The following is a 25,813-nucleotide window of genomic DNA, read 5'->3' on the forward strand; positions in this document are numbered from 1 at the left end:
GTCGCTGCGCGCGGAATGACACGCATGCGGCATCGTCAAGCGTCATTGGTATCACCCCGCGCCTCGTCCCCCGCGCCCCGCGCCTCGCCCCTCGCGCCCCGCGCCCCGCGCCTCGTGCCGCGCCCCGCGCCCCGCGCCTCGTGCCGCGCCCCGCGCCCCGCGCCTCGTCCCTCGCCCCTCGTCCCGCGCGCCTCGCCCCTCTCATACCAATTCCCTGTGCACATCCGGCATGGTCACCCCGAGCAGCGCGAGGGGTCGTGCGCGACCCGCGCAGATTCCTCGCTGCGCGCGGAATGACACGAAGGCGGCATCGTCAATCGTCATTGGTATCACTCCGTGTTCTTCGGGTGTGGGCAGACGCAATCGGGCTACGATCCGCGCGTCTTCGTGTTCTATCACCGGTCGGATGCGGCTCACTCTTCAGGAGCGAAGTAGATCGGATTCGTCACTGCCAGCATCTCGCCGTCCGCTGCGCGGATCTCGGCGACGCACCACTGCGCGGCGCCTTCTTCCAGGTTCCAGGTGCGCTCTCCTTCAGGCGTGGCGATGTCTTCGCTGAGTTGTGCACCATTGGCGATCAGACGCAGTCGCGCATTGGCAGGAACGTCGCACCAGCGGGCGTGAATCGTCGCAGCGCCTCTGGGAAGCGTGCCCCCTATCATCGTGTGAGTCTCACCGCTCATGCCCGTCAATTCGAGCACTGGGCCGCTGCTCAGGTAGAGTCTGCCGTGCGCAATAGCGCGCAAAATTGCGCTTTCATTACGATGTGCCGCATAGACGACATTGAAACCAGGTCGCACTTCTGGCGGCGCCTGACCATGCGCATCGGTTCCGGCGGTTGCCGTCAGGTGCAGCCCCCAGTTCAACCATTCATACCAGAGTGCGAGCGCCGCTTCATTGTTGCTGTCGCCGTGCCACAAGCCATTCCATACCTCGACGGCGCGCGCCGTGCCCGGCATCATTTCGACATACCGCCAGTCACAGCCGGTGCAGTAGGGGTCGCCGGGCGCGAGTGGGTGCGCAATGACGAACAGTCCGCCTTCCTTTTCGATATCGGCGGCAATCTGCGGCATACTCCGTTCACTGGGGCGAATGCGCCAGTCGATCCAGCGACGCGTTCCCAGGCTCAATGCGTGCCCCCAGAACGTGGTGAGTTCCATTCCCCCCATCACCAGCAGGTCGTTGGTGGTCAGGGCATCGATGTGGCGGAGTTGCGAAATCGTATTATGGTCGGTGAGCGTCACAAAATCGAGGCGCCGAGCGCGCGCGGCTTCCAGGAGAGCGAGAATGTCCCATTCACCATCCGAATGAATCGTGTGTGCGTGGAGGTCGCCACGATACCAGCCGCGTCCCGGCGTCTTCACCGATGGAGGCGCCGGTGACGGCAGAGGTTCCGCGACCGGCTCATCCGTCGTCTGAATCTCGAGTGTGTAACGACAGGGCGTTCCGGGAACCACCATATGCGTATCGATCACGGCGTCCCACACGCCGGCCGGCAACGGACCGGGCAGGTAACCGGGAGTTGCGTCCGCGCCATCAATGACGACATCGTGTTGGGCGCCGCCGCGATGCCCGGCGCCACGGAATCCGTTTGGGTCAAAGAGCGAAAGGCAGAGCATGTTGGCGATCCCATCGACCACCGGGGGATCGAAGCGCAACCGGATGAAGAGCCGGGTCGCACCGTCAGGAACCTCGAATGTATGGCTGAGATGACGCTTCCAGTCGCGTTCCGTCAGAACGCCGTCGAATATGTTGAGCATACCTCGTTCAATCTTACAGTCAGGAGTGACGAGCACCGAGAATTGAGAGTCCAGAACCGAGAACCAAGAACCGAGCGCCGCGCATGACGGCGAGACTCATCCGGGCGAATCCGTCTCCATCCGTGTCGATCCTCTGCGGGCATCCGTGTGCTCTTGAGCAGACGGATAGTCACGGGTGCAGCAGATTGGCGCGAGTGTGTTGATAATCACCTATCCGTCTCGATCCGCGTCGATCCGCGCGCTCTCCCGCCCTTGCCGCTCGCCGCGCATCCTAGCCCAAATCGCGGTAGAATGCAAACGAAAGGAGAACACGCAATGCTGCCGATCAACCGTGTCAAACAGGCGCTCAAAGCCGGTCATCCAGTGTATGGAACCATGCTGATCGAAAGTGCGTCCTCTGCCTATGTCCTGCTGCTGGCGCACGCCGGGTACGACTTTGTCTTCATTGATATGGAGCACGGCGTCTACGATCTCGGTGAGGTTGCCGGAATGATCCGAGTGGCGCGGCTGGCAGGTCTGACGCCGCTGGTGCGCATTCCCGATCTGGCATACGACCTGGTGGCGCGCACACTCGACGCTGGCGCAATGGGGATTATGCTCCCGCGCGTTGAAACTGTCGAACAGGCGCAGGCGCTGGTCCGGTACATGAAATACCCACCCGAAGGCGTGCGGGGCGCAGCCGCCGGGCGCGGGCACACCGACTATCGCGGCGCCGCGCCGCGCGACCTGGTGCGTCATATGAACGAGCACACGCTGGTCATCCTGCAGATCGAACGGCTGGAAGCGGTACGTCGCATCGATGACCTGTTCGCAGTTCCTGGCGTGGACGTCGGGCTGATCGGTCCCTTCGACCTGGCCATCTCGCTGGGCGCAGCCAGTGTTACGGATTCCGCTGTGGAAGCCGCGATTGCGCAGGTGCTGGCGGCGGCGCGGCGCGCCGGCGTGGCATGCGGCATCCACAGCAGCGACCCGCAGCAGGTCGCCGGATGGAAACAGCGCGGCATGACCATGCTGATGAGCGGGAGCGATACACAGTTTTTCAGTGCGGGCGCGCATCAGGCGCTGCATGCGATGCGTCAGAGCGAAACGGCGCCGGTTGCGGATGTTGGAGCGGTTTGACATATCGTGTACTAGCCTGCTGCGCATGCATATCCCTGCCAGGTAGCATATAATGACAGTCAGGCAAGGTCGTGAGAGACGCGATGAGGCGTCGGCGACCTTTCTTGTGCAAGATCGTGCCTGAGGACAGACATTTCATGGAACCGGACTTTGAAGGTGCGCGAGCATATGCGCTTGCCCGGCTCGCTACGGAATTGCCGGAAACCATCACGTACCATTCGATTCAGCACACCCGCGACGATGTGGCGCCGGCAGCCGAGCGGTTAGCGCATGCCGAAGGGGTCAACGGTGAAGACTTGTTGCTGCTGCGCACTGCGGCGTATTTTCATGATCTGGGGTTTGTCGTGCGTCGTGAGGAGCACGAACAGGCGGGTGCAGAAATAGCTGCGCAGGTGTTACCTGCGTTTGGCTACACACCCGTCCAGATCGAAAAAATTTGCCGCATGATTATGGCAACCCGCATCCCTCAATCACCGGCCACATTGCCAGAGCAGATTCTGGCGGATGCCGATCTCGACACGCTGGGCAGTGAACATTTCTGGCAACACAGTGAGAAACTGCGTGCTGAGAATGAAGCGTTCGACGGACCGATGAGCGATGTTCAGTGGTACACCACCCAGGTGACGTTCATCGAGAACCACCGCTACTGGACGGCAACGGCGCGCGCGTTGCGCGAACCGCGCAAGCAAGAGCATCTGCGGCAGTTGCGCAAACTCCTCGACCATGCGCGGCGTCGAGCGTCTGATGCGCCAAAATCGTGCCTTTCCTGACGCACACGAGTCTACCGGCTATAGAGCCGCATCACGCTGTCTGGACGCATATACGCGATCAGCGATGGCTTGCAGCAAGCGGCGGTCATATGCCAGATGCTCCGCCTGAATGACGGTGATATCCGGGTATCTGGCGCGTATGTCAGCAACGGCGCGTTCGATGGCGGCGCCGACGAATGAGCAGTGCTCCAGGATATACGGCGCAATGATCACCCATCGGCATTCCTGAGCCATCAGTGCTTCGAGTGGTGCGCTCAGATCCAGTTCATTCCGATCAATGGCACAGAAATGCACATCGGCATAGCGTGGCGCGTGGGTGTGCAATGCCAGCATTGCCTCCTTCAGAGTCGCCGGAATGCCTGCCAGACCGTCGATCACGATGATAAGTCCGATCGCGTGTTCCTGCTGCCATGTGGGCCAGGCGGCATGCGGCTGATGTCCCCACAGATGATGGGCAGCGACATAATCCGCTTCGAGGACACGCTGGACGAGCACCTGCGACAGCGCGGCATGATGACCAAGCGGACCGGTTATGCGCAACGCAAGATGCGAATGAATCCGACGCGCGCTGTCCGCCAGGCGTTGCAGTTCTGCCTGATCGGGTTCCGACAGCGCCAGCGCGTAGGGGACGATGATGATTTCCTGAGCGCCCTGCGCGACGCACTGATCGAGCGCTTCCGCAAAGGAAGGGCGCTGATGACGGACAAAGCAAGGTGTCACTATCGGCGCAATGTCTGCGGTGCGACAGCGCGCTGCAAGGCGAATGAGCGACGCCCCCGCGCCAGGTGTCGTCCCCCCACGACCAACCAGCATTACAGCACGCATACAGCAGTTCCGACTCCACGAGGCGTTGTTGCTCATACACCTCGATGTACGCGCTATTCCTGCGAATGGATGGAAGGCGGGACGCAAGAGCAGAGGGCGCAGTGCCACAGGCGTGCGCCCTCTCCTGACCAACGCAGCGACGCCGATGAGATGATGTGCTGCGGGGTCAAACGATTTGTGTCGTATGGGGTGCTGACGATGTTCCTCTCACCAGGCGCTCGTTTTCGTCGTCGGCATCATTCCGTTTCCATGCGCCCGACGACCAGGCTTCCCTGCGGTTGTTCGACCCGCTGCCGGATCATGGGCAGCAGCGCCGAACCGACGACCGTGATCGCCGCAGCAATCAGAATGCCTCCCAGATAGTATGGCGCTCCGGCGCCGATGCTATCGAAGGTCACACCGGCGAAGATCGGACCGATGATCATCGCCAGGCTCGTCAGCGCCTGTGTGCCGCCGAGGGTCATGCCCTGCTCGTGAGCGGCGACCCGGCGTGAGATCAGGCTGGTGAGCGATGGCGTCGCCATACCACTCCCAATCGCCACCACGCCAATCACCGGAAAGAGCATCCAGGCCTGTGGCACAACGGCGATCGCAACAAACCCGAGAGACATAAGCGCCATTCCGGCGATGACGAGCCGCGCTTCACCGAAAGCAAGCACCAGGCGACGGATGAGAACGCCCTGCATTAGAACGGCCAGCAACCCGACCAGCGTGAAGATCAACGCGTTGTCGAGCGGTCCAAACCCAAAGCGCACATCGCTGAACACAGCAAAATTGCTTTGCAGGCTGGCGAACGCCAGGTTGAGCATGAGCACACCGATCAGCAATGGCCGAATGCTTGCGCGCCGCAGCAGCGCGCTCACCCGCTCCAGCGGATTGACGCCACGCACCGACGTAACCGTTCGGCGCTCACGTGGCAGAGACTCTGGCAGGTTGAAGTAGCCGAAGCCCACATTCGCCAACGCCAGCCCCGCTGCAACAAACGCGGGCAGCGCCAGATTGACCGTGCTCAACAACCCGCCGAGCGCCGGACCGAGCATGAACCCCAGACCGAACGCTGCCCCGATCATGCCCATCCCCTTCGCCCGCTCTTCGGGGGTGGTCACATCGGCAATATACGCCTGCGCGGTCGAGATGCTCGCCCCGGTAATACCGCTCAGAATACGGCCGAGAAAGAGGATTGCCAGAACGGTTTCAACTCCCAGGAACGAGAGATATTCCGCCATGCCGAACAACGTATACGAAAGGGCGCTGCCCACCAGACTGAGGAGCAGGATTGGCCGCCGTCCATACCGGTCGGAGAGGGCGCCGAGCACTGGTGCAAACAAGAACTGCATCAGTGCAAACGATGCCATTAACGCGCCGACAATCATTGCGCGGTTGGCTGCCAGCCATGGAATGCTCGACTGCTCCACGATTTTGACATAGTAGGGCATGAGCGGCAACACAATGCCGACGCCGAGGAGATCGATCAGCACCGTAAGGAAAATAAAGAGTCGTGGTGAACGCGATGTCATAGGACCAATGCCTCTCTTGCTTGACTGTTCAGTAAACCTTCGTGGGTATCATACTCCATCGCCAATGTTTTGTCAATACCTTGCAAAGAATTTGCAGGGGAAAACTCCCCCTCTCATGGCAGGAAGTATCCCTCTCCCGGCAGGGAACATATCACTGGTTTTCGCGGTGACGGCGCATCCTGGCTCGTATGAATACCAATGATACCAATGACGCTTGAATCTGCCGCATGCTGGTCATTCCGCGCGCAGCGACTGGTCATTCCGAGCGCAGCGAGGAATCTGCGCGGGTCGTGCACCACTCCTCGCGCTGCTCGGGGTGACCATGCCGGATGGTCACAGGGAATTGGTATGAGAGGGGCGAGGCGCGAGGGACGAGGCGCGAGGGGCGAGGCGAGGGGCGCGAGGGGCGCGAGGGGCGCGAGGGGCGCGAGGGGCGCGGGGCGCGGGGTGATACCAATGACGCTTGAATCTGCCGCATGCTGGTCATTCCGCGCGCAGCGACTGGTCATTCCGAGCGCAGCGAGGAATCTGCGCGGGTCGCGCACCACTCCTCGCGCTGCTCGGGGTGACCATGCCGGATGGTCACAGGGAATTGGTATGATGGAAGGGTGCTGGCGCTGTTCATTTTTGCAGTCAGAATCTCTCGGCAAAAAAAACACAGCCCCCTTGGGGGCTGTGTCAAACAGCACAAACCAGGACTTTCCCGACCTCGATGGGCTGTCAGGCGATCACAATAGAACCGGCGACCTATTCCTCTGTGGACTGCGTTTCAGGATTCGTCACCCACGTATACGCCAGCGACACAACCAGGGGGAGGAACGCAACCAGAACGAACATGAGCATGAAGGTTGCAACTATCCAGTTCATAGAAAAACCTCCATTGAGATCACCGCCACTCCTGATTATACGACATCTTGACCAAAGTTGGAAGCGCGAACAGGCGTAACATAGGTTGCGACTTCGATATACAAATCCTCCACATTATCATTCACTCCACCGGTATGAGCCAGACCACGCCTTCGAGCGATTGCTGCGCTGCCCAACCCGTTCCGGCGCGTCCTTCGACCCGCCACCAGATATACTGATCGGCAAGAACCGGTCCTTCCAGGATGCGCACACGCTCCCCTTCTGCGAACGCCACTCGTACCGGCGCTTTCAAGCCTGGCGCGGCGCGTCCGCGCAGGGCGCGTCCCTCGGTGTTCGCCACCTGTGCAAATCCATTGACGCGCAGGGTCACTACAACCGGCTCAGGCGTTGCTTCTGGCGTAGCAGTGGGAAACAGCGGTGTGCGCGTGGGACGCGCCGTTGCGGTTACAACCGTGTCGGTGGCGGGCATTGCGAGGAGGGCAGCGTCGGTCTTTTCGTTGTTGCGCCAGATGCCGCCAATGATGACGATCAGGGCAATGGTAAGCGTTGCTCCCCCAATCAGCACCGCATGGCGACCAGGCAACAACGTAGTCCAGAACGGGCGGCGCATACGGCGACGCGCCTGATCGTAGCCTCGGCGGTAGTGGTAGTAATGCTGGTAATAGAACGGGTGCAACTCACCGCGCTCAGCGTCCGCCACCCCTCGTTCGTACATGTCTTCGCTGCTCATTGGCTTTCGTGAAGCGCGCGACCAGCGCCATCGTTTGTGCCAGGCCTCCACCATGCACGACCATTGGCGAACACACCAGGCGACCGTGGTGTGAACGTTCACAGTCTCGCCCCTGCACAGACGTGTCCATCAGCGACGAACCTTTGCGCGCTCATGCGACCACGCTGTGACCGCGTCCATTCGCCGGCAGGCGCCGATCATACTCCTGTCATGAGCATTGTGTCCGCATCGGGTCCTACTGCCACAGATCTGCGCAAGCGCACCTGCCTCTCGCCGCTCATCGCTCGCCTCGCAAGCGCACCGCAGCACGGGGATGTCATCTGTCCTATGTCAACACAAGATCGGCGCGTCCCATCTCGCGCAACAGGCGCGGATACATTTCGTACATAGGCTCAACAGCGGGCAACAACTTGAGTATTTTGGGGATGGGACCCTTAGCAATAATCTGACGCCGCGCCAGCGCGGTCATCAGGTTGATTTTGCCGTGCCAGAACTGATGGGCAATGTCGGCTTTCATACTCATTTCGACATCCGGCTTCAACCCGGTATCGTCACCCCACAAAACATCGAAATACGCCCCTGGTTGTGTTGGCGGCGCAGCGGCGTTAATCGTCACTACTGCGCGCGGATCTTCGTAGCGGAACTGGATCACGAGATGCGAGTCGCGGATCTTCGGCGCAATGCGAGCGTCGCACTTCGCCTGATCATACAATGTACTCAGACACTGATGAAGCTCGGCATAGTCCTTGAACACAGGCATACCTCTTCCTCCTGAAGGCATTGTGTCGAATTGGGGTGCGCATGATTATAACATACCGCTGCCAATATCATGTGAGGCGCGCCTGTGTGGAGATGGTCGGGGCGCATTAGGGGCGCGTGGAGGGGCACGGAGGGACCTATCGCGGGCGCGTCCACGGACAGGGAGAAAGTTGTTCTAACCTCCTAGCCCCTCCCATGCTCAAGCACACCTGCGGAAGCCGATTCATCGGGTTGCATATGGCGCTGCCAGCGTCTGCCGAGCAACCCCGTCCGACCAACATACCAGATCATCGTTCCGAGACGAACGCCAAACCGATCAATGAAATACTGACGACCGAGGCTGATCTGATAATGCTCACGGGCGCGCGCGATGAGGTCCGCGATCTCTGCGGCCTCGTCACTCTCGATTGGCGCTTCTGCGTCCTTCGGCACGAAGAAGCGCACTTCATCCAGCCCGAAGGTTGCCGACATATCAACAACCGCCGGGATCGAGGGGTAGTGTGGATCGAGGGCGATGCGCCCATGGACGCGCATTCCCAGGTCGCGCGCCTGCCGCACGGTGGCAATCAGTGCATCGCGTTCATGCTTCGCATCGAGGACCGAGAGCGCCGCAAATTCAAACGTCAACGCCTCGCAACCGGAGCGCTGCATTGCTTCTATCAGGCTGCCGGTCAGGTGCGAGTGCGACACGCGACCTTCCCATTTGATGCCCAGGTGCATAGAGGAGATCTGCGATAAGAAGGCGTACAGCCAATCGCGGTCGTCGGTGAGCGCCAGCCCCTCAAGAAGAACGTGACGCACGCCGTGTTCCTGAACGATGGATCGGAGTTCGGCGCCCAGCAGTGCAGGCTGCCGAAAGACACGGGCGCCATCTCTGGAAACTCGCCCAATCAAGACGGTTGTGCATAACTCATCTTCTGGCGTAACCAGCGGGTACTGTTCGAGCGGCAGCAGATGACGGGCTGGAAAGGGCAGGTTGTCGAGCGATTCATCGAGCGCCAGCAGCCCGCATGCAACCAGATTCTTGATATCGGATGCATGCGGCAGCAGTCGATTGAGTTCAGCGAGCGCTCGCGAAGCGAGCCATGGAGGGAGATGATTGCGTACCCCCAGCGTCAGCGGCAACACCAGCCCTGTGGTTCGCAATCGTTCTGTAGGACCTATCGCATCCGCGACGCTATCGGCAGCGACAATGGTGATCTGGGGTCGAAATGCGCGCACCGCATCAATGTGGCTCGTGTGCAGATCACTGCGATGGAGCGCCAGATCATACACTCGAATGATATGGCGCTGCTGCTCGAGAAATGCCGCCAGGTAGCACAACGGCAAGGGGGGCGTTGCGCGCGACTCATCCAGAGGTGGCAGGGCAACCAGAGCGATCTTCACGATTCCCTCGACCGCAGAATTCCGGCGATGATGATACCGGCGCCAGACTGATCAGAGTATAGTCGAGATAGTTGAGGGATGAATGAATCTCCGGCATTTGACGGTAAAAGAAATGTAACTTACCCGGCAATGTGGTTTTCATCGACTGCCAGCGGCAACGTGAACGTAAATGTTGTCCCAACGCCTTCTTCGCTTTCGACCCAGATGCGCCCGCCGTGACCTTCGACAATCTGCTGACAGATAGCCAGCCCCAGACCCATATGGGTTCCCTGAGCGCGGCGGTGCTTCGCTACCTGATAGAAACGCTGAAAGATCTTGCCCAGTTCGCTGGATGGAATGCCAATCCCTGTATCGGAGACGCGCACCCACACTTCTTGATCATGAACGTCGGCGGATATCTTGATCGTACCACCCGCTGGCGTTGCCTTCATCGCATTTTCGATCAGATTGGTCAACACCTGACCAATGCGCTGGTTATCGAACCGACACAGTGGCAGATGTGGCGTCTCGTTGACGAGTGACAGTTGCTGCTGTTCAGCTTGCAGGCTCAATCGGCTCACCGTTCCCGCAATGAGCAGCGAAAGATCGCCGACATCGGGGTGCAGTGCCAGGCGTCCGGCTTTGAAGCGGTTGTATTCCAGCAATTCGGACACGCGCCCGCTCAACTGCTCAATCTGCTCATCGGCCATTGACAGGAAATCCTTCTGCAACGCCGTCAGCGGACCTGCGCGCCCTTGCAGCACCAGTTTGACGAAGCCATTGAGTGTATGGAGCGGGTTGCGCAGTTCATGCGACACCATCGAAATAAAATCCATGCGCGCGCGCTCTTCCGCTTTGTGATCGGTGATGTCGTGCAGCACAATCGCTGTCAGATTGGGCAGATCGTCGTTCATGCGCACCCGTGACGCAACAGCCTGGTAGACGATGCACCCTTCCTCACACTCCGGGTCGCCAACGATCCATTCAGGCGACGCCACCGGGCGACCGTCGTCGGAGAGGCGGCTTGCCAGTTCGCGCATGCGTTCCAGCCAGGGCTGCGACGCCGTTTGGTCATCGAGGAGCGCCTGCCCAACCGGATTGGCCAGCACGACATTGTTCTCGGTATCGAGCACGACCAATCCGTCATTGATGTCACGGAGCACTGCCTGGAGCAGGTGCTGCTGTCGGCGCAGCTGACTGTGCAATTCAGCATTGCCAATCGCAATGCCGGCCTGAGCGGCGAATGCCGAGAGATGGCGCGCATCACTGCTGGAGAAGGCTGCGAATGTGGCACTCACGACGGTGAGTGCGCCGCGCGGCGGACCATCGCCGACGAAGAGGGGGACGCAAATGATCGAACGCAGCCCGATCTTGCTCATCTCTCCAAGATCGGGGTCGAGCGCTGAGTCGGCAATCACGGCTGGCGTCTGATCACGCATGACGCGGCGAATGATCGGTTCGACCCATTGCGCCTGGAGTTGACCATCGCGCGCATACATGCGGTTGTTCCACGAGCCATCGGTCTTCAGCGTGAGCACGACCGCATGGGTGCGTTCGCCGCCAAACGTCTGCACAGTGCTATCCAGAATCTGCTCCAGCACATCGTCGAGACTGAGGGTGCTGGTGATGGCGCGCAACCCTTCTTCGAGCGCGTGGCGCTCACGCATGCGCATCCGCAGTTCATTCGCCAGATGCTCGAGTTCTTCGACGCGCGCTTCGCGCGTGTTCCGCTCGCGTTGCAACTCGCTCCGCAACTGATGGATCGACGCCTGTTGCCGCGCGCTCGCCAGAACGGCGACGATGCCGCATCCCAGACTCCCCGCAAGAATGCTGGCTGCACCCCACTGCTCCCCTGGCGTCAGCGCCGTATTGCCGGTCCGGTTCAGCAGCGACTGGAACAAGAAGATCGGTCCCAGCACAAACACGATCATCGTTGTCGCCTGGTTGCGACGGTACCCGGCGACGGCGCGCCATGCAATGAGCACATACACCGGCAGAAAGTGCAACAGTGAGGTGGGGTTGCTGATCACGACAATGCTCAGCGCCGCGTCGACCAGGATCGACGCCCAATCGGCATGTGGCAATCGCGCGGCATTGCCGGTAGGACGGCCATACGCCATCCAGAACAGGAACAAGTGGACCGCTGCATACCCGATCAGCGCCATCCAGAGTGTGTCGGGAAGCGCAGCGAGCGATAGCCACAGAACCAGCGCGAGCGCAGGCACAGGCGCAAAAAGATGCGTGAGATGTTCGCGGCGTTCAACCAGCCAATAGGGCAACTGCCGGGTCAGGGTCTCTCCAGCGATCATGACGGCATCCTCACGATAGGAGCGAACACGCACGGCGCGCAGTGCAACAACCTTATGCTTCGAATTTGTACCCCAGATTACGCACCGTCAACACATGACGCGGGTGTTCAGGGTCGCGCTCAATCTTGGTGCGCAGGCGACGAATGTAGACGGCTACCAGATTGCTTTCGCCTTCGCAGTCGTACCCCCAGACTTTATTCAGAATCTGGCTGGTATTCAGTACTCGCCCGGAGTTCTTCATCAAATAGTAGAGCAGGCGAAACTCCAGCGGCGTCAGTTCGACGATCCGGCCATCGGCGAACAGCACCTTGTGCTCGACCGGGTCGAGCGTAATGTCTCCATGGCTCAGGCGCGCCGAGGGGTTAAGCATGTCGCTGTTGCGCCGCCGCAGCACGGCTTCCACCCGCGCCAGCAACTCTGACGGCTCGAAGGGTTTGACCAGATAATCATCGCCGCCAATCTGCAAGCCTGTCACCCGATCCTGTAACTGCGAACGAGCGGAGAGGAAAATGATCGGGACATCCGACGTGCGCCGAATCTGCCGGCACACATCGAAACCATTCGTCTTCGGCATCATGACATCGAGCAGAATGAGATCCGGGTTGTACTGTTCGACCGATTGCAGGATGGAGGGACCATCGTAGGCTTTAATGACTTTGTAGCCTGCCTCTTCAAGGAGAAATGCAGTCAGTTTGACATTGGGCAGATCATCATCGGCAACCAGGATATACATACGTCTGTTCCTCTCTTCATACTGTCACAAACCCTGGGGAGAGGGGAGACAACCGCGGTCTTCCCTCTTGTGTGCGCTTGGTCATTGGTCGTATCGCAGTGCTGTACCGCTCTCTACAATATGAACAGCATGTTTTCCAGAAAAGTTACGCGGCGGGGGCGAGTTACAAACAGTTCATACCCTTTTGCGAGGACTGAGGACGAAGAACCGAGAACGACTGCGAGTCCTTCCGCGCGCATCCGTCGCGATCCGTGTCGATCCGCGTTCCATTGCTCACCACGCTCCTGAGCGGAACAGGGAACCGTCGATCGCCTCTTGCTCCCTGCTTCTGTCCTTGGGCGCCTTCCCACGTTCACCTTACACCGCGCGCCTGTTGGGGATGCGACCATCTCATCTTCGCATGGCGCATGTCGCCCTCTTTCTGCTATAATGATACTGATTATGACGATCAATCCTCCATCTTATTCTGCACCCTGGATCGATCGGGCGGTCGCCTGGATGTTTCGCCGCTGGCTTCTGATCGTCAACGGTCTCCTTGGTATCTACGCAGGGTTGCCGTGGTTGTCGCCGTGGCTCAAGGCGAATGGTCATCCGCTGGCGGGTGAGATTATTTTCCGCATTTATACACCGTTGTGCCATCAGCGCCCTGAGCGTTCGTTCTGTTTCTGCGGCTATCAGGTGGCGTTCTGTCATCGCTGCACATCGTTCTACGGCGGGTTGTTCATCGCTGGCATGCTGTTTTCCTTTGCGCGGCGCTGGATTCGACCAGTTTCGCTGCGCTTCGGCGTATTTCTGCTGTTGCCGATGACGCTCGATGCCGGTTCTCATATGATCAACGACATCCTGCACCTTGGTTGGCGGAGCGGTGGCGATGACATTGGCTCGCTCAACTTCTGGCTGCGCATAATCACCGGCGCGTTGGCAGCGCTGGCAGTGCTGCTGGTCGTCTACCCGCGGCTCGACCGTGAACTTCCGGCGCAGGCGCCGCTCATTGGGTCGCCAGGAACCTATGAGGCAACGTGAGATGTGTGCATTTCCCCGGACGCAGGCGATACGTCGGTTGGCTGCTGTCGCTCTTCTCACGCTGGTGGCGGCGCTGGCAGGGTGCGCCGGGCAACGCGCCGGATCGTCGTCTGGCGGCAGCGCAGTGGTCGAGATTCCGCGAGGGGTGGCTATCGAGTCGCGGTTGGTTGAACGCGGCGGCGGCATTCCTTCGCAAGGGGATGTTGCGCCGGATTTTGCGTTCACCTTTGCGAATGGTGAGACGCGCCGCCTGAGCGATCTGCGCGGCGCGAAGGTGGTGGTCAATTTCTGGGCTACGTGGTGCGCGCCGTGCGAGGAAGAAATGCCCGACCTGCAACGCCTCGATGAGCGCAGTGATGTGGTGGTGCTGGGGGTGAACCGCCTCGAACTGCCGGAAGTGATTATTCCATTTGCGCGTGAGCGCAATCTGACATTCACGCTCATCGCCAATCCCGACGGCGACATTGTCGAACGGTACGGCGCAAAAAACATTCCAATCAGTTACTTTATCAATAGCGATGGCACAATCGGCTACCGGCAACTCGGTATCATGACATTCGATAGAATGCAGGAGCAGGTGGATCGATTGCGCTGACGACGAGGCAAGATGGAACGAACAAGCGAGGAGATCATCGAACTGGCGCGCCGCGAGATCGCCGCGCGCAAGGAACGGGAGCGCAGCGGGCGCGAGGTTCCGTGGCGCTTCGCATTCGTTGGTCTGCTTGGAGCGATACTCGTAGGGATGCTCCTCTGGCCCGGCGCACCGCTGCATTGGAAAATGTATGCGGCAGTTCATGGCGTCTGCGCGCAGGTTCACAATGTTGCGCTCGGCGGCGAGCAACTCCCGCTCTGCGCCCGCAACACCGGCATCTACAGCGGTTTTCTACTGACCTTCATCTATCTCGTGCTGCTGGGACGCGAGCGCGCTGCAAAATTGCCGCCTCCCGCCATCGTCGTCGCGCTGGCGGCGCTGGTCGCCATCATGGCCGTGGACGGCTTCAACTCGCTCTTTGTTGACCTCTTCCTGCCGCATCTGTACACGCCGCGCAACGAACTGCGCACCCTGACGGGCATCGGCATGGGCACGACGATGGCAGTGGCAATCATGCTGGTGCTGAACCTGTCGCTGCGACGCGACCCGGACATGGAACAACGGGTGATCGGCAACTGGCGTGAACTCGGCGGTGCGCTGCTGCTGGGATTGCTGGTGCACGCCGCAATTTACGGCAATGTCGCCATTACCTACTGGCCCATCGCCATCGTCGCCTGGACCGGCATTGTCGGCATTTTATTCCTGGTGAACCTGCTGATCGTCGCGCTCGTGATGAACTACGAAGGGCGGGTGGTGCGCGTGGTCGAACTGGCGCGTCCGGCGACCATCGCGTTGGCGCTCACCGGGATCATGCTGGGGGTGATGGCGTGGGGGCGCTTCTGGCTCGAAGCGCAGGGATTAATGGTCTCGTAGCTCAGATATAGTACATCACATTGCCGGAGCGCTGCGCTTTGCGCTGGCAGAGGTCTTCGAGCGTCACGCTCGCCAGGTAGCGCTCCAGAATCTCGCGCGCCCCGTCCCACACCTCGCGCACAAGGTCGCGGTCCATCGGCTCAGTCGGAGTCAGGGCGTCGCGCCCGCTATCGAGGGCCAGCAATGGACCTTCGAGCGCTGTAAGCGCATCGAGCACCGTGATCTGTGACGGAGGGCGCGCCAGGCGATGCCCGCCCTGCGGACCGCGGATGCTTTCGATCAGCCCGGCGCGGCGGAGCAGGATCAGGATCTGGTTGAGGTAGTTTTCATCGATCCCCTGGCGGAGATGGATGTCGTGGCTCTGGATGGGTCCTTCGCCGACGCGCTGCGCAAGATCGAGCAGCGCGCGCAAGCCGTATTCGCCTTTGCTGGAGATGCGCATAGTCGAGTGTTTCTGTCAACTATCTTTGCTTTGTAGCATAGCATGAATCTGGAAGGGAGGCAAGGGAAGCGAGAGTGGGGTGTTGCAGATACATGGTGTGGTGTCCGCTTTTCACCTTCACCCTCATTCACCTTCTTCCTCAAACGGGAGGCGAAGAGTAACCTTATCTGACTCAACACGGTAATAAAGATAACAAAAACTGAACATCCCGTCCTGATTGGATTATGGTCGGACTGCGTATGTACTCCTTGCCCTACTCCTCCCACCTTCCTGTTTCTGCTCTGGCGGCGAGTTTCAACGATGTGACAAACTCGTACAAGTTCTATTGGTTTCTGTCCATTCTAGAAAAGATAAAGGATGAGCAAAGGCGAACGTTGCCCATTCTTGATCTTCTGGCACATATGCTTGCCATGGTCTGGTACCCTACCAATTATTTTCGCCTCTCGTTTGGCAAGCAGGATCGGTTGGGCGATATTGCGGTGCTATTGGGAGAACGCGCCGGATTACCGATGAATGCTGCTGCTGATCTCATCGCTGAAGCTGTGCTGAGACATGTCTCAAGTGACAATGATCTGGGCAAGTCAATACTGAATCTCGCTCGATATGTCCCCTATCGCTTCCTTCGTCCATTCTTCGCACAGGATCTGATGAGAGGTGTCAGAGACACAGAGGTCAATAGTCGCATCATGGGTCTGGCTTTTTCTGTGTTTCATGACCCTGTATCTCCTTGTCTGTATCGATTTGTAAAACTTCAGCAACTATGCATCGAGATCCAACCGCTGTGGTTTGATTATCTCCAGCAGAACCTGTCCATCCTGAGAGGTTTTTGTCTTTGGCATCTCGTTCAATACCTGCAAAAGAATAATCCAAATGTGCCGAATATTGCAGGTAAGTTGTTTGAGCCGCAAGAAAGAGATCTAAGACAGGCACGGGAGTTCTGGAATATCGTTTTAGAACAAAAAGGTTGGTTGGAGTGTATCTATTCGGGTTCCAAACTGAAAAGGGGTCAATTTACGCTTGATCACTTCATACCCTGGAGCTTTGTCACGCACGATGCTCTTTGGAACATTGTTCCTGCCAGTAGATCGGCTAATTCTTCCAAGAGCGACAATCTTCCGAAAATTGAACACTATTTTGATGTCTTCTCTTCTGCGCAATTTGAAGCTGTGAATATTGTTTCGAAAAAACATTCATTTGCGAGACTGCTTGAAGATCATGTTTTACTTTTCAAGGTTGCGTCTCAGGATGATTTTTTGTGGATGGATCTCGAATCCTTTCGAAAAACCCTCTTTGATTCAATTGCTCCACAAATTCAGATTGCTAGAAACATGGGTTTCCCATCCGAATGGGTGTATAACAATAAATGAGATATTATCCTCGTTATTTCCCAATTTACATTGTTATCAGAGGGAAATCAAATGAATCTCATCTTTCGTTCAGTTCATAACCCTCATAGCCATCTTACTGTCAAAGATCGTACTCAGGCATCCTTCCCGCTCAGGAATCTGCTCTCGCGAGGGCTGATCAACGGACGAGTGCTTGATTTTGGATGCGGATTGGGAGCAGATGTCAATCACTTAAAGAAGCAAGGCCACGATGTTACTGGTTATGATCCTTACTATGCGCCCAATGTCCCAAAGGGAAAGTTCGATACAATTATATGCCTGTATGTCTTGAATGTGTTGCTTCCAGATGAGCAGTCTCATGTGTTGATGGCTATCTCAGAATTGCTATATCCAACTGGAAGCGCGTACTTTGCCGTTCGCCGCGATATTCGGCGTGACGGTTTTCGCAATCACGTCAAATATCACAAGAACGTTTATCAGTGCCAAGTTACATTGCCCTATAAAAGCATCTTGCGCACCGATCATTGTGAAATCTACCGGTATCGTCATTTCAATCAGTTGCAGGTAAATGAGTCCTGTTCTTTCTGTGCTCCAGCAAGTAATTGTGAGTTATTGACCGAGTCAGCTAATGCCTATGCTGTTTTGGAAAATTCCTCCTCTCTACCTGGTTATACCCTCGTGATCCCCAAGCGGCACGTCAGTTACTTCGATCTTTCACTTTATGACAGGAATGCCTGCTGGCAAGTAGTAGATCGCGTGAAGATGCTGCTCAGCGAGCGTTTTCATCCTGATGGTTTCAGGGTGAAGGTTGGTCAAGGCATAGCCACAGAATGTGCTGGTTGGCACGGGTGTATCCATGTAATCCCCTGTTAGACATATCGAGCGGTAATAATAAGGAGTGGCTCGCCATACCTTACCCAACACACAGTCAACATCGCGGCGTGCGTCGCAGGCGCAGGACGGGTAGGCCGGGCAACCAGGTGACGGGGCGCGGTCTCGTGGAGCGAACAATCCGATCTTGCCCGATCATTGCCCGTGTTGACCGGCTTGCGGCTGACGTTGGCTGAGCCTGTCGAAGCCAACGTCAGCCGCGCCACATCCTTGATTGTCCAGGTTGCAGGTGATCGCTCTATAGATATAGACTCGCCCTTCCGCTGCTCAGCGACAGAATGGCAATTCAGAATAGCCTGTACTACTCGAATCGTATGGGGCAAGCCCTTTCACGTCTTTCCATTGGCGCACGAGGATTTGCAGAAAGAGAGAACCCGATTCGTATGTGACAAGCCCTCCACCTCCTCAGCAAGGGACCTCAGCCCGCAGCGTCCTGCGCACGCCGCCCCGCACACACGCAAAGACACAGGAGCGCTCCTTCGCCCCCTCTGCGCCTTCGCGCCTTTGGGTGATGCGTGCGCGCGTGGGCGTGGCGCGCAAGAGACCCTCGCCCCCTCTGCGCCCTCGTGCGAACCACAAAGATCAAGCTGGCATCGATAGCCGCTGCTGCTCCTCGCCTCTTGCCTCTCGCCTCTCGCCTCTCGCCTCTTGCCTCTTGCCTCTTGCCTCTCGCCTCTCGCCTCTCGCCTCTCGCCTCTCGCCTCTCGCCTCTCGCCTCTCGCCTCTCGCTTCTCGCCTCTCGCCTCTCGCCTCTCGCCTCTCGCCTCTTGCCTCTCGCCTCTCGCCTCTCGCCTCTCGCCTCTCGCCTCTCGCCTCTCGCCTCTCGCCTCTCGCCTCTCGCCTCTGCCTACCCCCTTGCCCGGCGCACCGCCTCGGTCAGCGCGCGGCGGGTATAGACCTTCACCATCGCCTGGCGATACTCCGCAGAGGCGTGGATGTCTCCAAGGTAATCGACCCCGTCGCCGGCGGCGTTTGCCGCTGCTGCCACAGCGTCGTCATCGCCGGATGTGCCGACGAGCGCCGCTTCGGCTGCCGGTTGTCGCACGGCGACCGAACCGGCGCCGGTGACACCGATGCGACAGGCAGAAACTGTGTCGCCGTCGAGTTTGACATACGCCGCAACGCCGACGATGGCGTAGCGCGACGCCGGATGGCGGAGTTTGGCGTATGCCGCGCCTTCGCCTTTCCCCAGTATCGGTACGGTTACCGATGTGATCACCTCATCGGACGACAACGCCGTGGTCAACATTGCCACGAACATATCGTCGGCGGTGATGCTGCGTGCGCCGTTTGCCCCCATCACATTGATCGTCATGCCAAGCGCCAGCGCCACGGCAGGCAGATCGGCTGCCGGGTCGGCATGCGCCAGCGAGCCGCCAATCGTTCCGCGATTGCGCACCTGAATATCGCCGATCTGACCGACGCACTCCGCGAGCACCGGGCAACCGGAGCGCACTGCCTCGCTCGTCGCAATTTCGTGGTACGTCGCGCCGGCGCCGATGACCAGGCGATCACCATTTGCTGTAATACCCTTCAACTCCGATACGCGGCTGATGTCGATCAGCACCGCCGGTTGCGCCAGGCGCAGTTTCAGCGCCGGGAGCAGCGAGTGACCGCCTGCCAGCAGTTTGGCGTCGTCGCCGTGCTGCTGGAGCAGCCCGATAGCCTCGTTGACTGTTTTGGGCGCATAATACTGAAAGGGTGCCGGTATCATCAGAGATGCTCCTCAATTCTAGATGAGCGCGTCCGACGCTGGCGCCGGACGCGCTGTGACGATTCTCAGGAAGCCGTCTGCGCGGCGCGGATCGCCTTCCACACATTCTCCGGCGTCGCCGGCATCTGCATGTGTTTGACGCCAAATGGCGAGAGTGCGTCGATCACGGCGTTCATCACCGCCTGCGCACTGGCGATCGTCCCTGCTTCGCCCGCGCCCTTCACCCCCATTGGGTTGACCGGGCTGGGAGTGACGGTGCGATCTGTCTCGAACGGCGGTAGCATATGCGCTGCGGGCACGGCATAGTCCATCAGGGTGCCGCTGACGAGTTGCCCGTTCTCATCGTACACAGCGCGCTCGTAGAGCGCCTGCGCCACCCCCTGGGCAATGCCGCCGTGAATCTGACCATCGACAATCAGCGGGTTGATGACATTGCCGCAGTCATCGACCGCCACGTAGCGCTTCAGATCGACGATGCCGGTGTCCGGGTCCACCTCGACAATGGCAATATGCGTGCCGAAGGGGAAGGTGCAGTTCGGCGGATCGTAGTAGCTGGTTTCGTCGAGGAATGGCTCCATACCTTCCGGCAGGTCGTATGCCACCGATGCCTGAAGCGCAATCTCCGCCAGCGTCTTGGCGCGGTCGGGCGATCCTTTGACGTAGACACGCCCATTCTCGTACACCATGTCGTCGGGATTGGCTTCGAGCATGTGCGCGGCGAGTTTCTTTGCCTTTTCCTTGATCTTCGCCACACTGCGGTAGACTGCTGTGCCGCCGACCGCCAGCGAGCGCGATCCATAGGTGCCGTAGCCGAACGGCGTACCGGCTGTGTCGGAGTGCTCGATCACCACATCGTCATACGGCACGCCAAGTTCATCGGCAACGATCTGCGCGAAAGTCGTTTCGACACCCTGCCCGTGCGGGAGCGACCCGGTCGTCACGACAACTTTGCCGGTCAGGTGAATGCGCACATTGGCGCTCTCCCATAGACCGGCGCCCCACCCTTCGCCGGGAAGACCAATCCATTTACTTGGCGCCACGCCGCAGATTTCGACATACGAACTGATGCCGAGTCCCAGGTATCTGCCATGTTTGCGCGCCTCTTCCTGTTCCTTGCGGAAGTTGGCGTACCCGATGATGTCGAGCGCCTTGTTGAGCGCTGCTTCGTAGTTGCCGCTGTCATACGGCAGCAGACCCATGCCATTGTCGTAGGGGAACGCATCGGGTGGAATGAAGTTCTTGCGCCGCACCTCTGCCGGGTCCATCCCGATTTCAGCGGCGAAGCGATCGACCATGCGTTCGATCAGGTACGACGCTTCGGGACGACCGGCGCCGCGGTAGGCATCGACCATCGCCGTGTTGGTGTAAACGCCGTATACTTTGACATAGGCTGCGGGAATGCGGTAGACGCCGGTGATAATCCGGCCGTAGAGCGTCGTCGGAATGCCAGGCGCAATTGTGCTGAGGTAAGCGCCAAGGTTGGCATAGGTGGTGACGCGCAGCCCGGTGATGGCGCCGTCGCGGGTGCCGGCAATTTCAACGTCGGTGATATGATCGCGCCCATGGGTCGAGTACTTGTAATTTTCACTCCGGTCTTCGACGAACTTCACCGGACGCCCGATTTTGCGCGCCGCCCACATCGTGAAGGCCATGTCGTTGTAGCAGAAAATCTTCTGCCCAAACCCGCCGCCGACGTTTGGCGAAATGACACGCAGTTTCGTTTCGGGAATACCGAAGACAAACGCCGTCAGCAACAGCCGCATGACGTGCGGCGCCTGCGAAGTTGTCCAAAGGGTGAACTCACCGGTTGCCTGCTCATAGCGCGCAATCGCGCCACGGGTTTCCATCGGCGTCGGAATGAGGCGCTGATTGATAATCTGCTCGCGCACCACTACTTCGGCGGCGGCGATGGCGGCATCGGCTTTCGCCTTATCGCCCGCATCCCATTCCATCACAATATTGTTCGGCGCATTCTCGTGAAGTTGCGGCGCACCCGGCTCGGTGGCTTTTTTGGCATCCACCACCACCGGCAGCGGCTCATACTCGACTTCGATCAAGTCGCAGGCATCGCGCGCGATGTAGCGATCCTCGGCGATCACCAGCGCAACCGGATCACCGGCGAAATGCACCTCACCGACCGCCAGGACGCGCGGCGTGTTGACATTGTTCTTCACGCGCCCTGCCTGCCAGGCGCACGGCAGCGGATTGAGGTCGAGCATATCTTCGCCGGTGAAGACGGCAACCACCCCCGGATGGGCTTTCGCCTTGCTCGTATCGATGGATTTGATCTTTGCGTGGGCATAGGGGCTGCGCAACACACAGGCGTGTGTCATGCCCGGAAGTTTAATGTCGTCGAGGAAGCTGCCCTGTCCTGTGATCAATTGTGGGTCTTCACGACGCTTAATCGCCTGACCCACCAGCCTCGTTGGCATCGTTTCAGCCGTCATTGCTGTTTCTTTTCCCTTCTAGTGCGGAGAAAACCAGAAGTCGAGCGACAGGTGCGGTCATCCAGGATTCGACGGAACGCCTTATACAGTCACTTCTTCGCTGCGCATCTTTGCCGCAGCGTACTGCACAGCGCGCACAATGTTGTGATACCCGGTGCAGCGGCAGAGGTTCCCCTCCAGCCCGTGGCGCACCTCCTCGTCAGTCGGGTTGGGGTTCTGCTGCAACAGGTCGTAGGCAGCCATGATCATGCCGGGTGTGCAGTAGCCGCACTGCAAGCCGTGGCACTCCCAGAACCCCTCTTGCAACGGATGCAACTGCCCGTTTTGCGCCAACCCTTCGATTGTCAGCACATTCGCGCCATCAGCCTGCACTGCCAGCATCGTACACGACTTGACGCTGACACCGTCAACCAGCACCACGCACGCGCCACACTGGCTGGTATCACAGCCGATGTGCGTGCCGGTCAGGTTCAGGTGCTCGCGCAGGTAATGCACCAGCAACGTGCGCGGCTCGACGTCGTTGGTGTACGACTTGCCATTGACCGTAACCGTGATTGTTGCCACTGTTGACACCTCCTCATTGAGCGACGGATAAACGGGACAGGGAGATATGCTAGCGTTCCCGGCGGCTGCGCGACCGACCGAGAATGTAGCCGATCAGGAAGGCGACCACAATCCAGGGCGCCCAGGGGCGTTCGGCGATAAAATCGTTGATAATGCCAAAAACGACCGATTCGGGACGCAATTGTTCCTCGGGAGGAACCACCACCGTCCTTCGTTCAGGGGCAGGGGGCGGCGCAGCGGGCGCTTCAGCGGTTGCGGGAGCGGCGCTTACAGCCGAAGGAACGGCGGGCGCTTCGGTGGTTGAAACGCCTGCGGCGGGCGCTTCGGCGGTTGAAACACCTGCGGCGACCGGAGCGGCAGCGCGCGCGGCGACCTGCTCGGCGAGCGCCTTGAGCGACTGATTGATCAACTGGCGCGACGCGCCTTCGATCAGGCGCTGCCCGACGCTTGCCAGCGTCCCGCCGACCTGCGCCTCGCCGCCGTACATGAGCACCGTTTTCCCGTCTTGCGCCACAAGATCAACAGTGCCGACGCCGTCGACCACGCCGTTGGCGCTTTTCCCACTGGCAATCAGTTTATAGTGATTTGGCGGGTCGATGTCCTCGATGCGAATACGACCGTTGTACACGCCACGGATCGCCTGGATGCCGATTTTGATCGTCCCTTCGTATTCATTGTCGCCAATCTGCTCAAGGCGTTCGCATCCTGGAACGATTCGCGCCAGCACCTCGATGTCGTTCAGCGCTTCCCACACGATGTCACGCGGCGCGTCAATCGTGTAGCTCCCGGAAATCTTCACTGAACCGATCCTTTCGTTGCACCAAGAGACCCGGAGTCTGGCGGAGTGATGTTATGCACAAAACACAGCGTCCGCGCGCGCGAGACTGCGGAGGTCGTGCAAAGCGTCTTGTCTGGACACTGTGTATGCTCTCTGTATGTATGGTACCGACAGGTGTGCTGTTTGTCAAGCGCATCAGAACCGTGGCAATTCGATGTTCGGCATGTGCGCCGCTTGATCGCGCAACGCCTGCACTGCGCGCGGTTGGGGCAGGCGCAGTGTGTGTGATTCGGCTTGGACAAGTTCAATGAATCGGTCGATCAGACCTGAATCCCACTGACTTCCGCGTCCGCGCTGAAGTTCGGCGATGGCTTCTTCCTGGCTCATCGCGCGGCGATAGGCGCGATCCGAAGTCATAGTATCGTAGGCGTCGGCAATCGCCATAATTCGGGCTTCGAGCGGTATCTGATCGCCGGACAGTCCATCGGGATAGCCGGCGCCATCGATCCGCTCGTGATGATAGCGAATAATGGGCAATACGGCGCGCAGCGCCTTGATACCACGCACGATCTCGACGCCGATCACCGCGTGCGCGCGCATGATCTCCATTTCTTCGGGCGACAGATACATCGGTTTCAGCAGAATGGCATCGGGTACGCCGATCTTGCCAATGTCGTGAAGCAGCCCGCCGTAGCGTAGCGCCTCGATGCGGTCGTGTTCGAGACCGACGACTTCACCAAGGCGCACGGCATACTGCATCACTTGCAGCGAATGCCCGGCAGTGTACGGATCGCGCGCATCGATCGCCGCTGCCAGCGCAACGATGGTTTCGAGATTCTGTTGCTTCAACTGGCGATAGAGACGGCTGTTGTCGAGCGAGGCGGCAATCTGCGAGGCGCAGATTGCCAGGAGGGTGCGGTCATCGCTATCGAACCCCGGTTGATCAGGGGTGCGAATCAGATCGAGTACGCCAACCGGTCGATCATTGCTCCGCAAGACGAGGCGTGCCAGATGGGAAGGCGCGACCGGCTCCCGACGATTGATCAGTTGAGCATGTTGCTCGAAGAGGGAGTCATAACCAGGCTCCTGGCGGAGTGGAACGCGAACGCCAACCAAAGTGGGTGCAGGTGTCCCCCGATGGGCGAGCAGTTCGAGTTCGTGATCTTCGGGATGCACAAGGGAAAGGGAAAGTGCTGCCGGTGAAAAGCGCCGCCAGAGCAATTCGACAATCTCGCGCACCGCCGTGTCGGTGTCGAGCGTGCTGGTAAACGTCTGGCTGATCTCATACAGCGCGACGACCTCGGAGAGGCGCTGCCGCTCCTGGCGCACCCGCCGCCATTCGACGGCGCGGCGCACCGTTCGTTCGAGTTCATCGACGCTGAACGGCTTGGTCAGGTAGTCGAATGCGCCCAGTTTCAGCGCCTCGCGCGCCGTATCAACCGTCGCATATGCGGTAAACATGATTGCATCGAGATCGGCATAATGTTCACGTAGTTCCCGCAGGAGCGCCATGCCGCCCATTTCGGGCATTTGCAGATCGGTCAACACCAGATCGAACGGATGGGTCTGAAGAATATCTAACGCTTCCCGTCCGTTGCACGCCGTTTTGACTGCAAACCCTTTCATGTGCAACAATCGCGCGCAGAAACTGCTGACCATCGGATCATCTTCGACAATCAGCACCCGTACCGGATCGGCGCTGGTTGACAGGGTGTGACTCATAAGACGGTCTTGCTTGAATGAGCATTGATCAACGGATCGTATTATAGCGCAGGGGCGTTTCCTGTTCCGTACCAGGATAGTAGCGCTCAAGAATCGTCCGCATACGAAAAAGCCGCGCTATGGAGCGCGGCCGGCAATGCTAGGGAGGAGCGCAGAAGCAATCAGGGGTTGGAGGGGCGCTGACGGCTCTGGAAGTAGGTGTGGACCCGTCGTTCGAGTTCTTCAAAGTCAAACGGTTTGGCAAGATAGTCGTTGGCGCCAAGGCGCATCGCCTGTTTTTGGGTATCGGGTGTGCCGAATGCGGTGATGAGGATGATGTAGATGTCGCCAAAATCACGGCGGATGGCGCGGATGAGATCCAGCCCGTCCATGCGCGGCATGTTCATGTCGGTGATCACCAGGTCGCAGTGGTGGCGCTGTAACACTTCAATCGCTGCGATGCCATCTTCGGCTTCCAGAACAACGTATCCGCCATTCGCCAACAGAAACTTGTAGAGACGCCGGGTTGCTGCATCATCCTCGACGATCAAAACCGTATCACTGCTGTGTCCGTTGTGCGACAGTTCGGTCGTCTTCGACATACAAACGCCTCCGCTGTTCTGTAAACCCCGAGACTATCCGCTGTTCAACCCGCCGCGAACACTTCGGATGGCGTCATGCTCCGGCA

General features: G+C 59.1%; 22 protein-coding genes. 7 read left to right on the forward strand and 15 right to left on the reverse strand.

The features are described 5' to 3' along the window. Window positions 1–413 precede the first annotated feature (413 nt). Window positions 414–1,760 (reverse strand): CehA/McbA family metallohydrolase, encoded by a 1,347-nt coding sequence (locus RCAS_RS04225; protein WP_157042540.1) that lies wholly within the window; start codon window positions 1,758–1,760, stop codon window positions 414–416. A 315-nt stretch (window positions 1,761–2,075) separates the two neighbouring features. Here RCAS_RS04225 and RCAS_RS04230 point away from each other — a divergent pair, with 315 nt between their 5' ends. Both RCAS_RS04230 and RCAS_RS04235 read left to right on the forward strand, forming a co-directional pair. Next, complete coding sequence (locus tag RCAS_RS04230; RefSeq protein WP_012119373.1) at window positions 2,076–2,879, forward strand: HpcH/HpaI aldolase family protein; 804 nt, start codon at window positions 2,076–2,078, stop codon at window positions 2,877–2,879. A 137-nt stretch (window positions 2,880–3,016) separates the two neighbouring features. Then, window positions 3,017–3,649, forward strand: coding sequence for an HD domain-containing protein (locus RCAS_RS04235; RefSeq protein ID WP_041330198.1), 633 nt, complete (start codon window positions 3,017–3,019; stop codon window positions 3,647–3,649). A gap of 18 nt (window positions 3,650–3,667) precedes the next feature. Here RCAS_RS04235 and RCAS_RS04240 read toward each other — a convergent pair whose 3' ends face one another. The 7 genes from RCAS_RS04240 to RCAS_RS04270 form a co-directional block, all read right to left on the reverse strand. Further along, window positions 3,668–4,474, reverse strand: a complete 807-nt coding sequence (locus RCAS_RS04240) for a sirohydrochlorin chelatase (protein WP_157042541.1) — start codon at window positions 4,472–4,474, stop codon at window positions 3,668–3,670. 236 nt (window positions 4,475–4,710) lie between these two features. Continuing rightward, a complete protein-coding gene (locus tag RCAS_RS04245) occupies window positions 4,711–5,991 on the reverse strand; it encodes a tetracycline resistance MFS efflux pump (protein ID WP_012119376.1) in 1,281 nt (426 codons plus the stop codon). A 988-nt stretch (window positions 5,992–6,979) separates the two neighbouring features. After that, window positions 6,980–7,588 (reverse strand): hypothetical protein, encoded by a 609-nt coding sequence (locus tag RCAS_RS04250; RefSeq protein ID WP_157042542.1) that lies wholly within the window; start codon window positions 7,586–7,588, stop codon window positions 6,980–6,982. A 325-nt stretch (window positions 7,589–7,913) separates the two neighbouring features. After that, entirely contained in the window at window positions 7,914–8,348 is a 435-nt protein-coding gene (locus RCAS_RS04255) for a hypothetical protein (protein WP_012119378.1), read from the reverse strand. Between the two features lie 182 nt (window positions 8,349–8,530). Next, complete coding sequence (locus tag RCAS_RS04260) at window positions 8,531–9,733, reverse strand: hypothetical protein (RefSeq protein WP_012119379.1); 1,203 nt, start codon at window positions 9,731–9,733, stop codon at window positions 8,531–8,533. Between the two features lie 119 nt (window positions 9,734–9,852). Then, window positions 9,853–12,021 carry an ATP-binding protein gene (locus RCAS_RS04265; protein WP_012119380.1) on the reverse strand — a complete coding sequence of 723 codons (2,169 nt, stop codon included), beginning with the start codon at window positions 12,019–12,021 and terminating at the stop codon, window positions 9,853–9,855. A 52-nt stretch (window positions 12,022–12,073) separates the two neighbouring features. Continuing rightward, window positions 12,074–12,754: a response regulator transcription factor gene (locus RCAS_RS04270; protein ID WP_012119381.1), complete on the reverse strand. Its 681-nt coding sequence runs from the start codon at window positions 12,752–12,754 to the stop codon at window positions 12,074–12,076. A 441-nt stretch (window positions 12,755–13,195) separates the two neighbouring features. On the opposite strand from RCAS_RS04270, the gene RCAS_RS04275 reads away from it, so the two are divergent. Genes RCAS_RS04275 through RCAS_RS04285 form a run of 3 tightly spaced genes read left to right on the forward strand, consistent with a single transcriptional unit; the run spans window position 13,196 to window position 15,242 of the window. Next, complete coding sequence (locus tag RCAS_RS04275; RefSeq protein ID WP_232280164.1) at window positions 13,196–13,777, forward strand: DUF2085 domain-containing protein; 582 nt, start codon at window positions 13,196–13,198, stop codon at window positions 13,775–13,777. 1 nt (window position 13,778) lies between these two features. Beyond that, window positions 13,779–14,372, forward strand: coding sequence for a TlpA family protein disulfide reductase (locus RCAS_RS04280; RefSeq protein ID WP_157042543.1), 594 nt, complete (start codon window positions 13,779–13,781; stop codon window positions 14,370–14,372). 12 nt (window positions 14,373–14,384) lie between these two features. Beyond that, on the forward strand, window positions 14,385–15,242 hold the full coding sequence (locus tag RCAS_RS04285; RefSeq protein WP_012119384.1) for a DUF2085 domain-containing protein: 858 nt from the start codon (window positions 14,385–14,387) through the stop codon (window positions 15,240–15,242). A gap of 1 nt (window position 15,243) precedes the next feature. Here RCAS_RS04285 and RCAS_RS04290 read toward each other — a convergent pair whose 3' ends face one another. Beyond that, entirely contained in the window at window positions 15,244–15,684 is a 441-nt protein-coding gene (locus tag RCAS_RS04290; protein ID WP_012119385.1) for an RrF2 family transcriptional regulator, read from the reverse strand. A 224-nt stretch (window positions 15,685–15,908) separates the two neighbouring features. Here RCAS_RS04290 and RCAS_RS04295 point away from each other — a divergent pair, with 224 nt between their 5' ends. Both RCAS_RS04295 and RCAS_RS23725 read left to right on the forward strand, forming a co-directional pair. Then, window positions 15,909–17,051 carry an HNH endonuclease domain-containing protein gene (locus RCAS_RS04295; RefSeq protein ID WP_012119386.1) on the forward strand — a complete coding sequence of 381 codons (1,143 nt, stop codon included), beginning with the start codon at window positions 15,909–15,911 and terminating at the stop codon, window positions 17,049–17,051. Between the two features lie 51 nt (window positions 17,052–17,102). Continuing rightward, a complete protein-coding gene (locus tag RCAS_RS23725; RefSeq protein WP_012119387.1) occupies window positions 17,103–17,903 on the forward strand; it encodes an HIT family protein in 801 nt (266 codons plus the stop codon). 865 nt (window positions 17,904–18,768) lie between these two features. On the opposite strand, the gene RCAS_RS04300 is transcribed toward RCAS_RS23725, so the two are convergent. The 6 genes from RCAS_RS04300 to RCAS_RS04325 all read right to left on the reverse strand — a co-directional run bounded on the left by RCAS_RS04300 (window position 18,769) and on the right by RCAS_RS04325 (window position 25,727). Next, window positions 18,769–19,635: an FAD binding domain-containing protein gene (locus RCAS_RS04300; RefSeq protein WP_012119388.1), complete on the reverse strand. Its 867-nt coding sequence runs from the start codon at window positions 19,633–19,635 to the stop codon at window positions 18,769–18,771. Between the two features lie 65 nt (window positions 19,636–19,700). After that, on the reverse strand, window positions 19,701–22,082 hold the full coding sequence (locus RCAS_RS04305; RefSeq protein WP_012119389.1) for a xanthine dehydrogenase family protein molybdopterin-binding subunit: 2,382 nt from the start codon (window positions 22,080–22,082) through the stop codon (window positions 19,701–19,703). An 81-nt stretch (window positions 22,083–22,163) separates the two neighbouring features. Then, window positions 22,164–22,646, reverse strand: coding sequence for a (2Fe-2S)-binding protein (locus RCAS_RS04310; RefSeq protein WP_012119390.1), 483 nt, complete (start codon window positions 22,644–22,646; stop codon window positions 22,164–22,166). Between the two features lie 49 nt (window positions 22,647–22,695). Further along, window positions 22,696–23,445: an SRPBCC family protein gene (locus RCAS_RS04315; RefSeq protein ID WP_012119391.1), complete on the reverse strand. Its 750-nt coding sequence runs from the start codon at window positions 23,443–23,445 to the stop codon at window positions 22,696–22,698. 174 nt (window positions 23,446–23,619) lie between these two features. Further along, window positions 23,620–25,146, reverse strand: coding sequence for an HD domain-containing phosphohydrolase (locus tag RCAS_RS04320; protein ID WP_012119392.1), 1,527 nt, complete (start codon window positions 25,144–25,146; stop codon window positions 23,620–23,622). 161 nt (window positions 25,147–25,307) lie between these two features. Continuing rightward, the gene (locus RCAS_RS04325; RefSeq protein WP_012119393.1) at window positions 25,308–25,727 is read right to left on the reverse strand and encodes a response regulator; all 420 of its coding nucleotides are present in this window, start codon (window positions 25,725–25,727) and stop codon (window positions 25,308–25,310) included. Window positions 25,728–25,813 lie beyond the last annotated feature (86 nt).

The sequence above is a fragment of the Roseiflexus castenholzii DSM 13941 genome (assembly GCF_000017805.1).
In the GTDB taxonomy this organism is placed as follows: Bacteria; Chloroflexota; Chloroflexia; order Chloroflexales; family Roseiflexaceae; genus Roseiflexus; species Roseiflexus castenholzii.

Coding starts and splice junctions, on each gene's coding strand:
- RCAS_RS04245 (WP_012119376.1), bottom strand. CDS start 5,991: ATGACATCGCGTTCACCACGACTCTTTATTTTCCTTACGGTGCTGATC.
- RCAS_RS04255 (WP_012119378.1), bottom strand. CDS start 8,348: ATGCCTGTGTTCAAGGACTATGCCGAGCTTCATCAGTGTCTGAGTACA.
- RCAS_RS04295 (WP_012119386.1), top strand. CDS start 15,909: ATGGTCGGACTGCGTATGTACTCCTTGCCCTACTCCTCCCACCTTCCT.
- RCAS_RS04275 (WP_232280164.1), top strand. CDS start 13,196: ATGACGATCAATCCTCCATCTTATTCTGCACCCTGGATCGATCGGGCG.
- RCAS_RS04320 (WP_012119392.1), bottom strand. CDS start 25,146: ATGAGTCACACCCTGTCAACCAGCGCCGATCCGGTACGGGTGCTGATT.
- RCAS_RS04280 (WP_157042543.1), top strand. CDS start 13,779: ATGTGTGCATTTCCCCGGACGCAGGCGATACGTCGGTTGGCTGCTGTC.
- RCAS_RS04240 (WP_157042541.1), bottom strand. CDS start 4,474: ATGCGTGCTGTAATGCTGGTTGGTCGTGGGGGGACGACACCTGGCGCG.
- RCAS_RS04235 (WP_041330198.1), top strand. CDS start 3,017: ATGGAACCGGACTTTGAAGGTGCGCGAGCATATGCGCTTGCCCGGCTC.
- RCAS_RS04265 (WP_012119380.1), bottom strand. CDS start 12,021: ATGATCGCTGGAGAGACCCTGACCCGGCAGTTGCCCTATTGGCTGGTT.
- RCAS_RS23725 (WP_012119387.1), top strand. CDS start 17,103: ATGAATCTCATCTTTCGTTCAGTTCATAACCCTCATAGCCATCTTACT.
- RCAS_RS04305 (WP_012119389.1), bottom strand. CDS start 22,082: ATGACGGCTGAAACGATGCCAACGAGGCTGGTGGGTCAGGCGATTAAG.
- RCAS_RS04300 (WP_012119388.1), bottom strand. CDS start 19,635: ATGATACCGGCACCCTTTCAGTATTATGCGCCCAAAACAGTCAACGAG.
- RCAS_RS04325 (WP_012119393.1), bottom strand. CDS start 25,727: ATGTCGAAGACGACCGAACTGTCGCACAACGGACACAGCAGTGATACG.
- RCAS_RS04250 (WP_157042542.1), bottom strand. CDS start 7,588: ATGAGCAGCGAAGACATGTACGAACGAGGGGTGGCGGACGCTGAGCGC.
- RCAS_RS04270 (WP_012119381.1), bottom strand. CDS start 12,754: ATGTATATCCTGGTTGCCGATGATGATCTGCCCAATGTCAAACTGACT.
- RCAS_RS04290 (WP_012119385.1), bottom strand. CDS start 15,684: ATGCGCATCTCCAGCAAAGGCGAATACGGCTTGCGCGCGCTGCTCGAT.
- RCAS_RS04225 (WP_157042540.1), bottom strand. CDS start 1,760: ATGCTCAACATATTCGACGGCGTTCTGACGGAACGCGACTGGAAGCGT.
- RCAS_RS04285 (WP_012119384.1), top strand. CDS start 14,385: ATGGAACGAACAAGCGAGGAGATCATCGAACTGGCGCGCCGCGAGATC.
- RCAS_RS04230 (WP_012119373.1), top strand. CDS start 2,076: ATGCTGCCGATCAACCGTGTCAAACAGGCGCTCAAAGCCGGTCATCCA.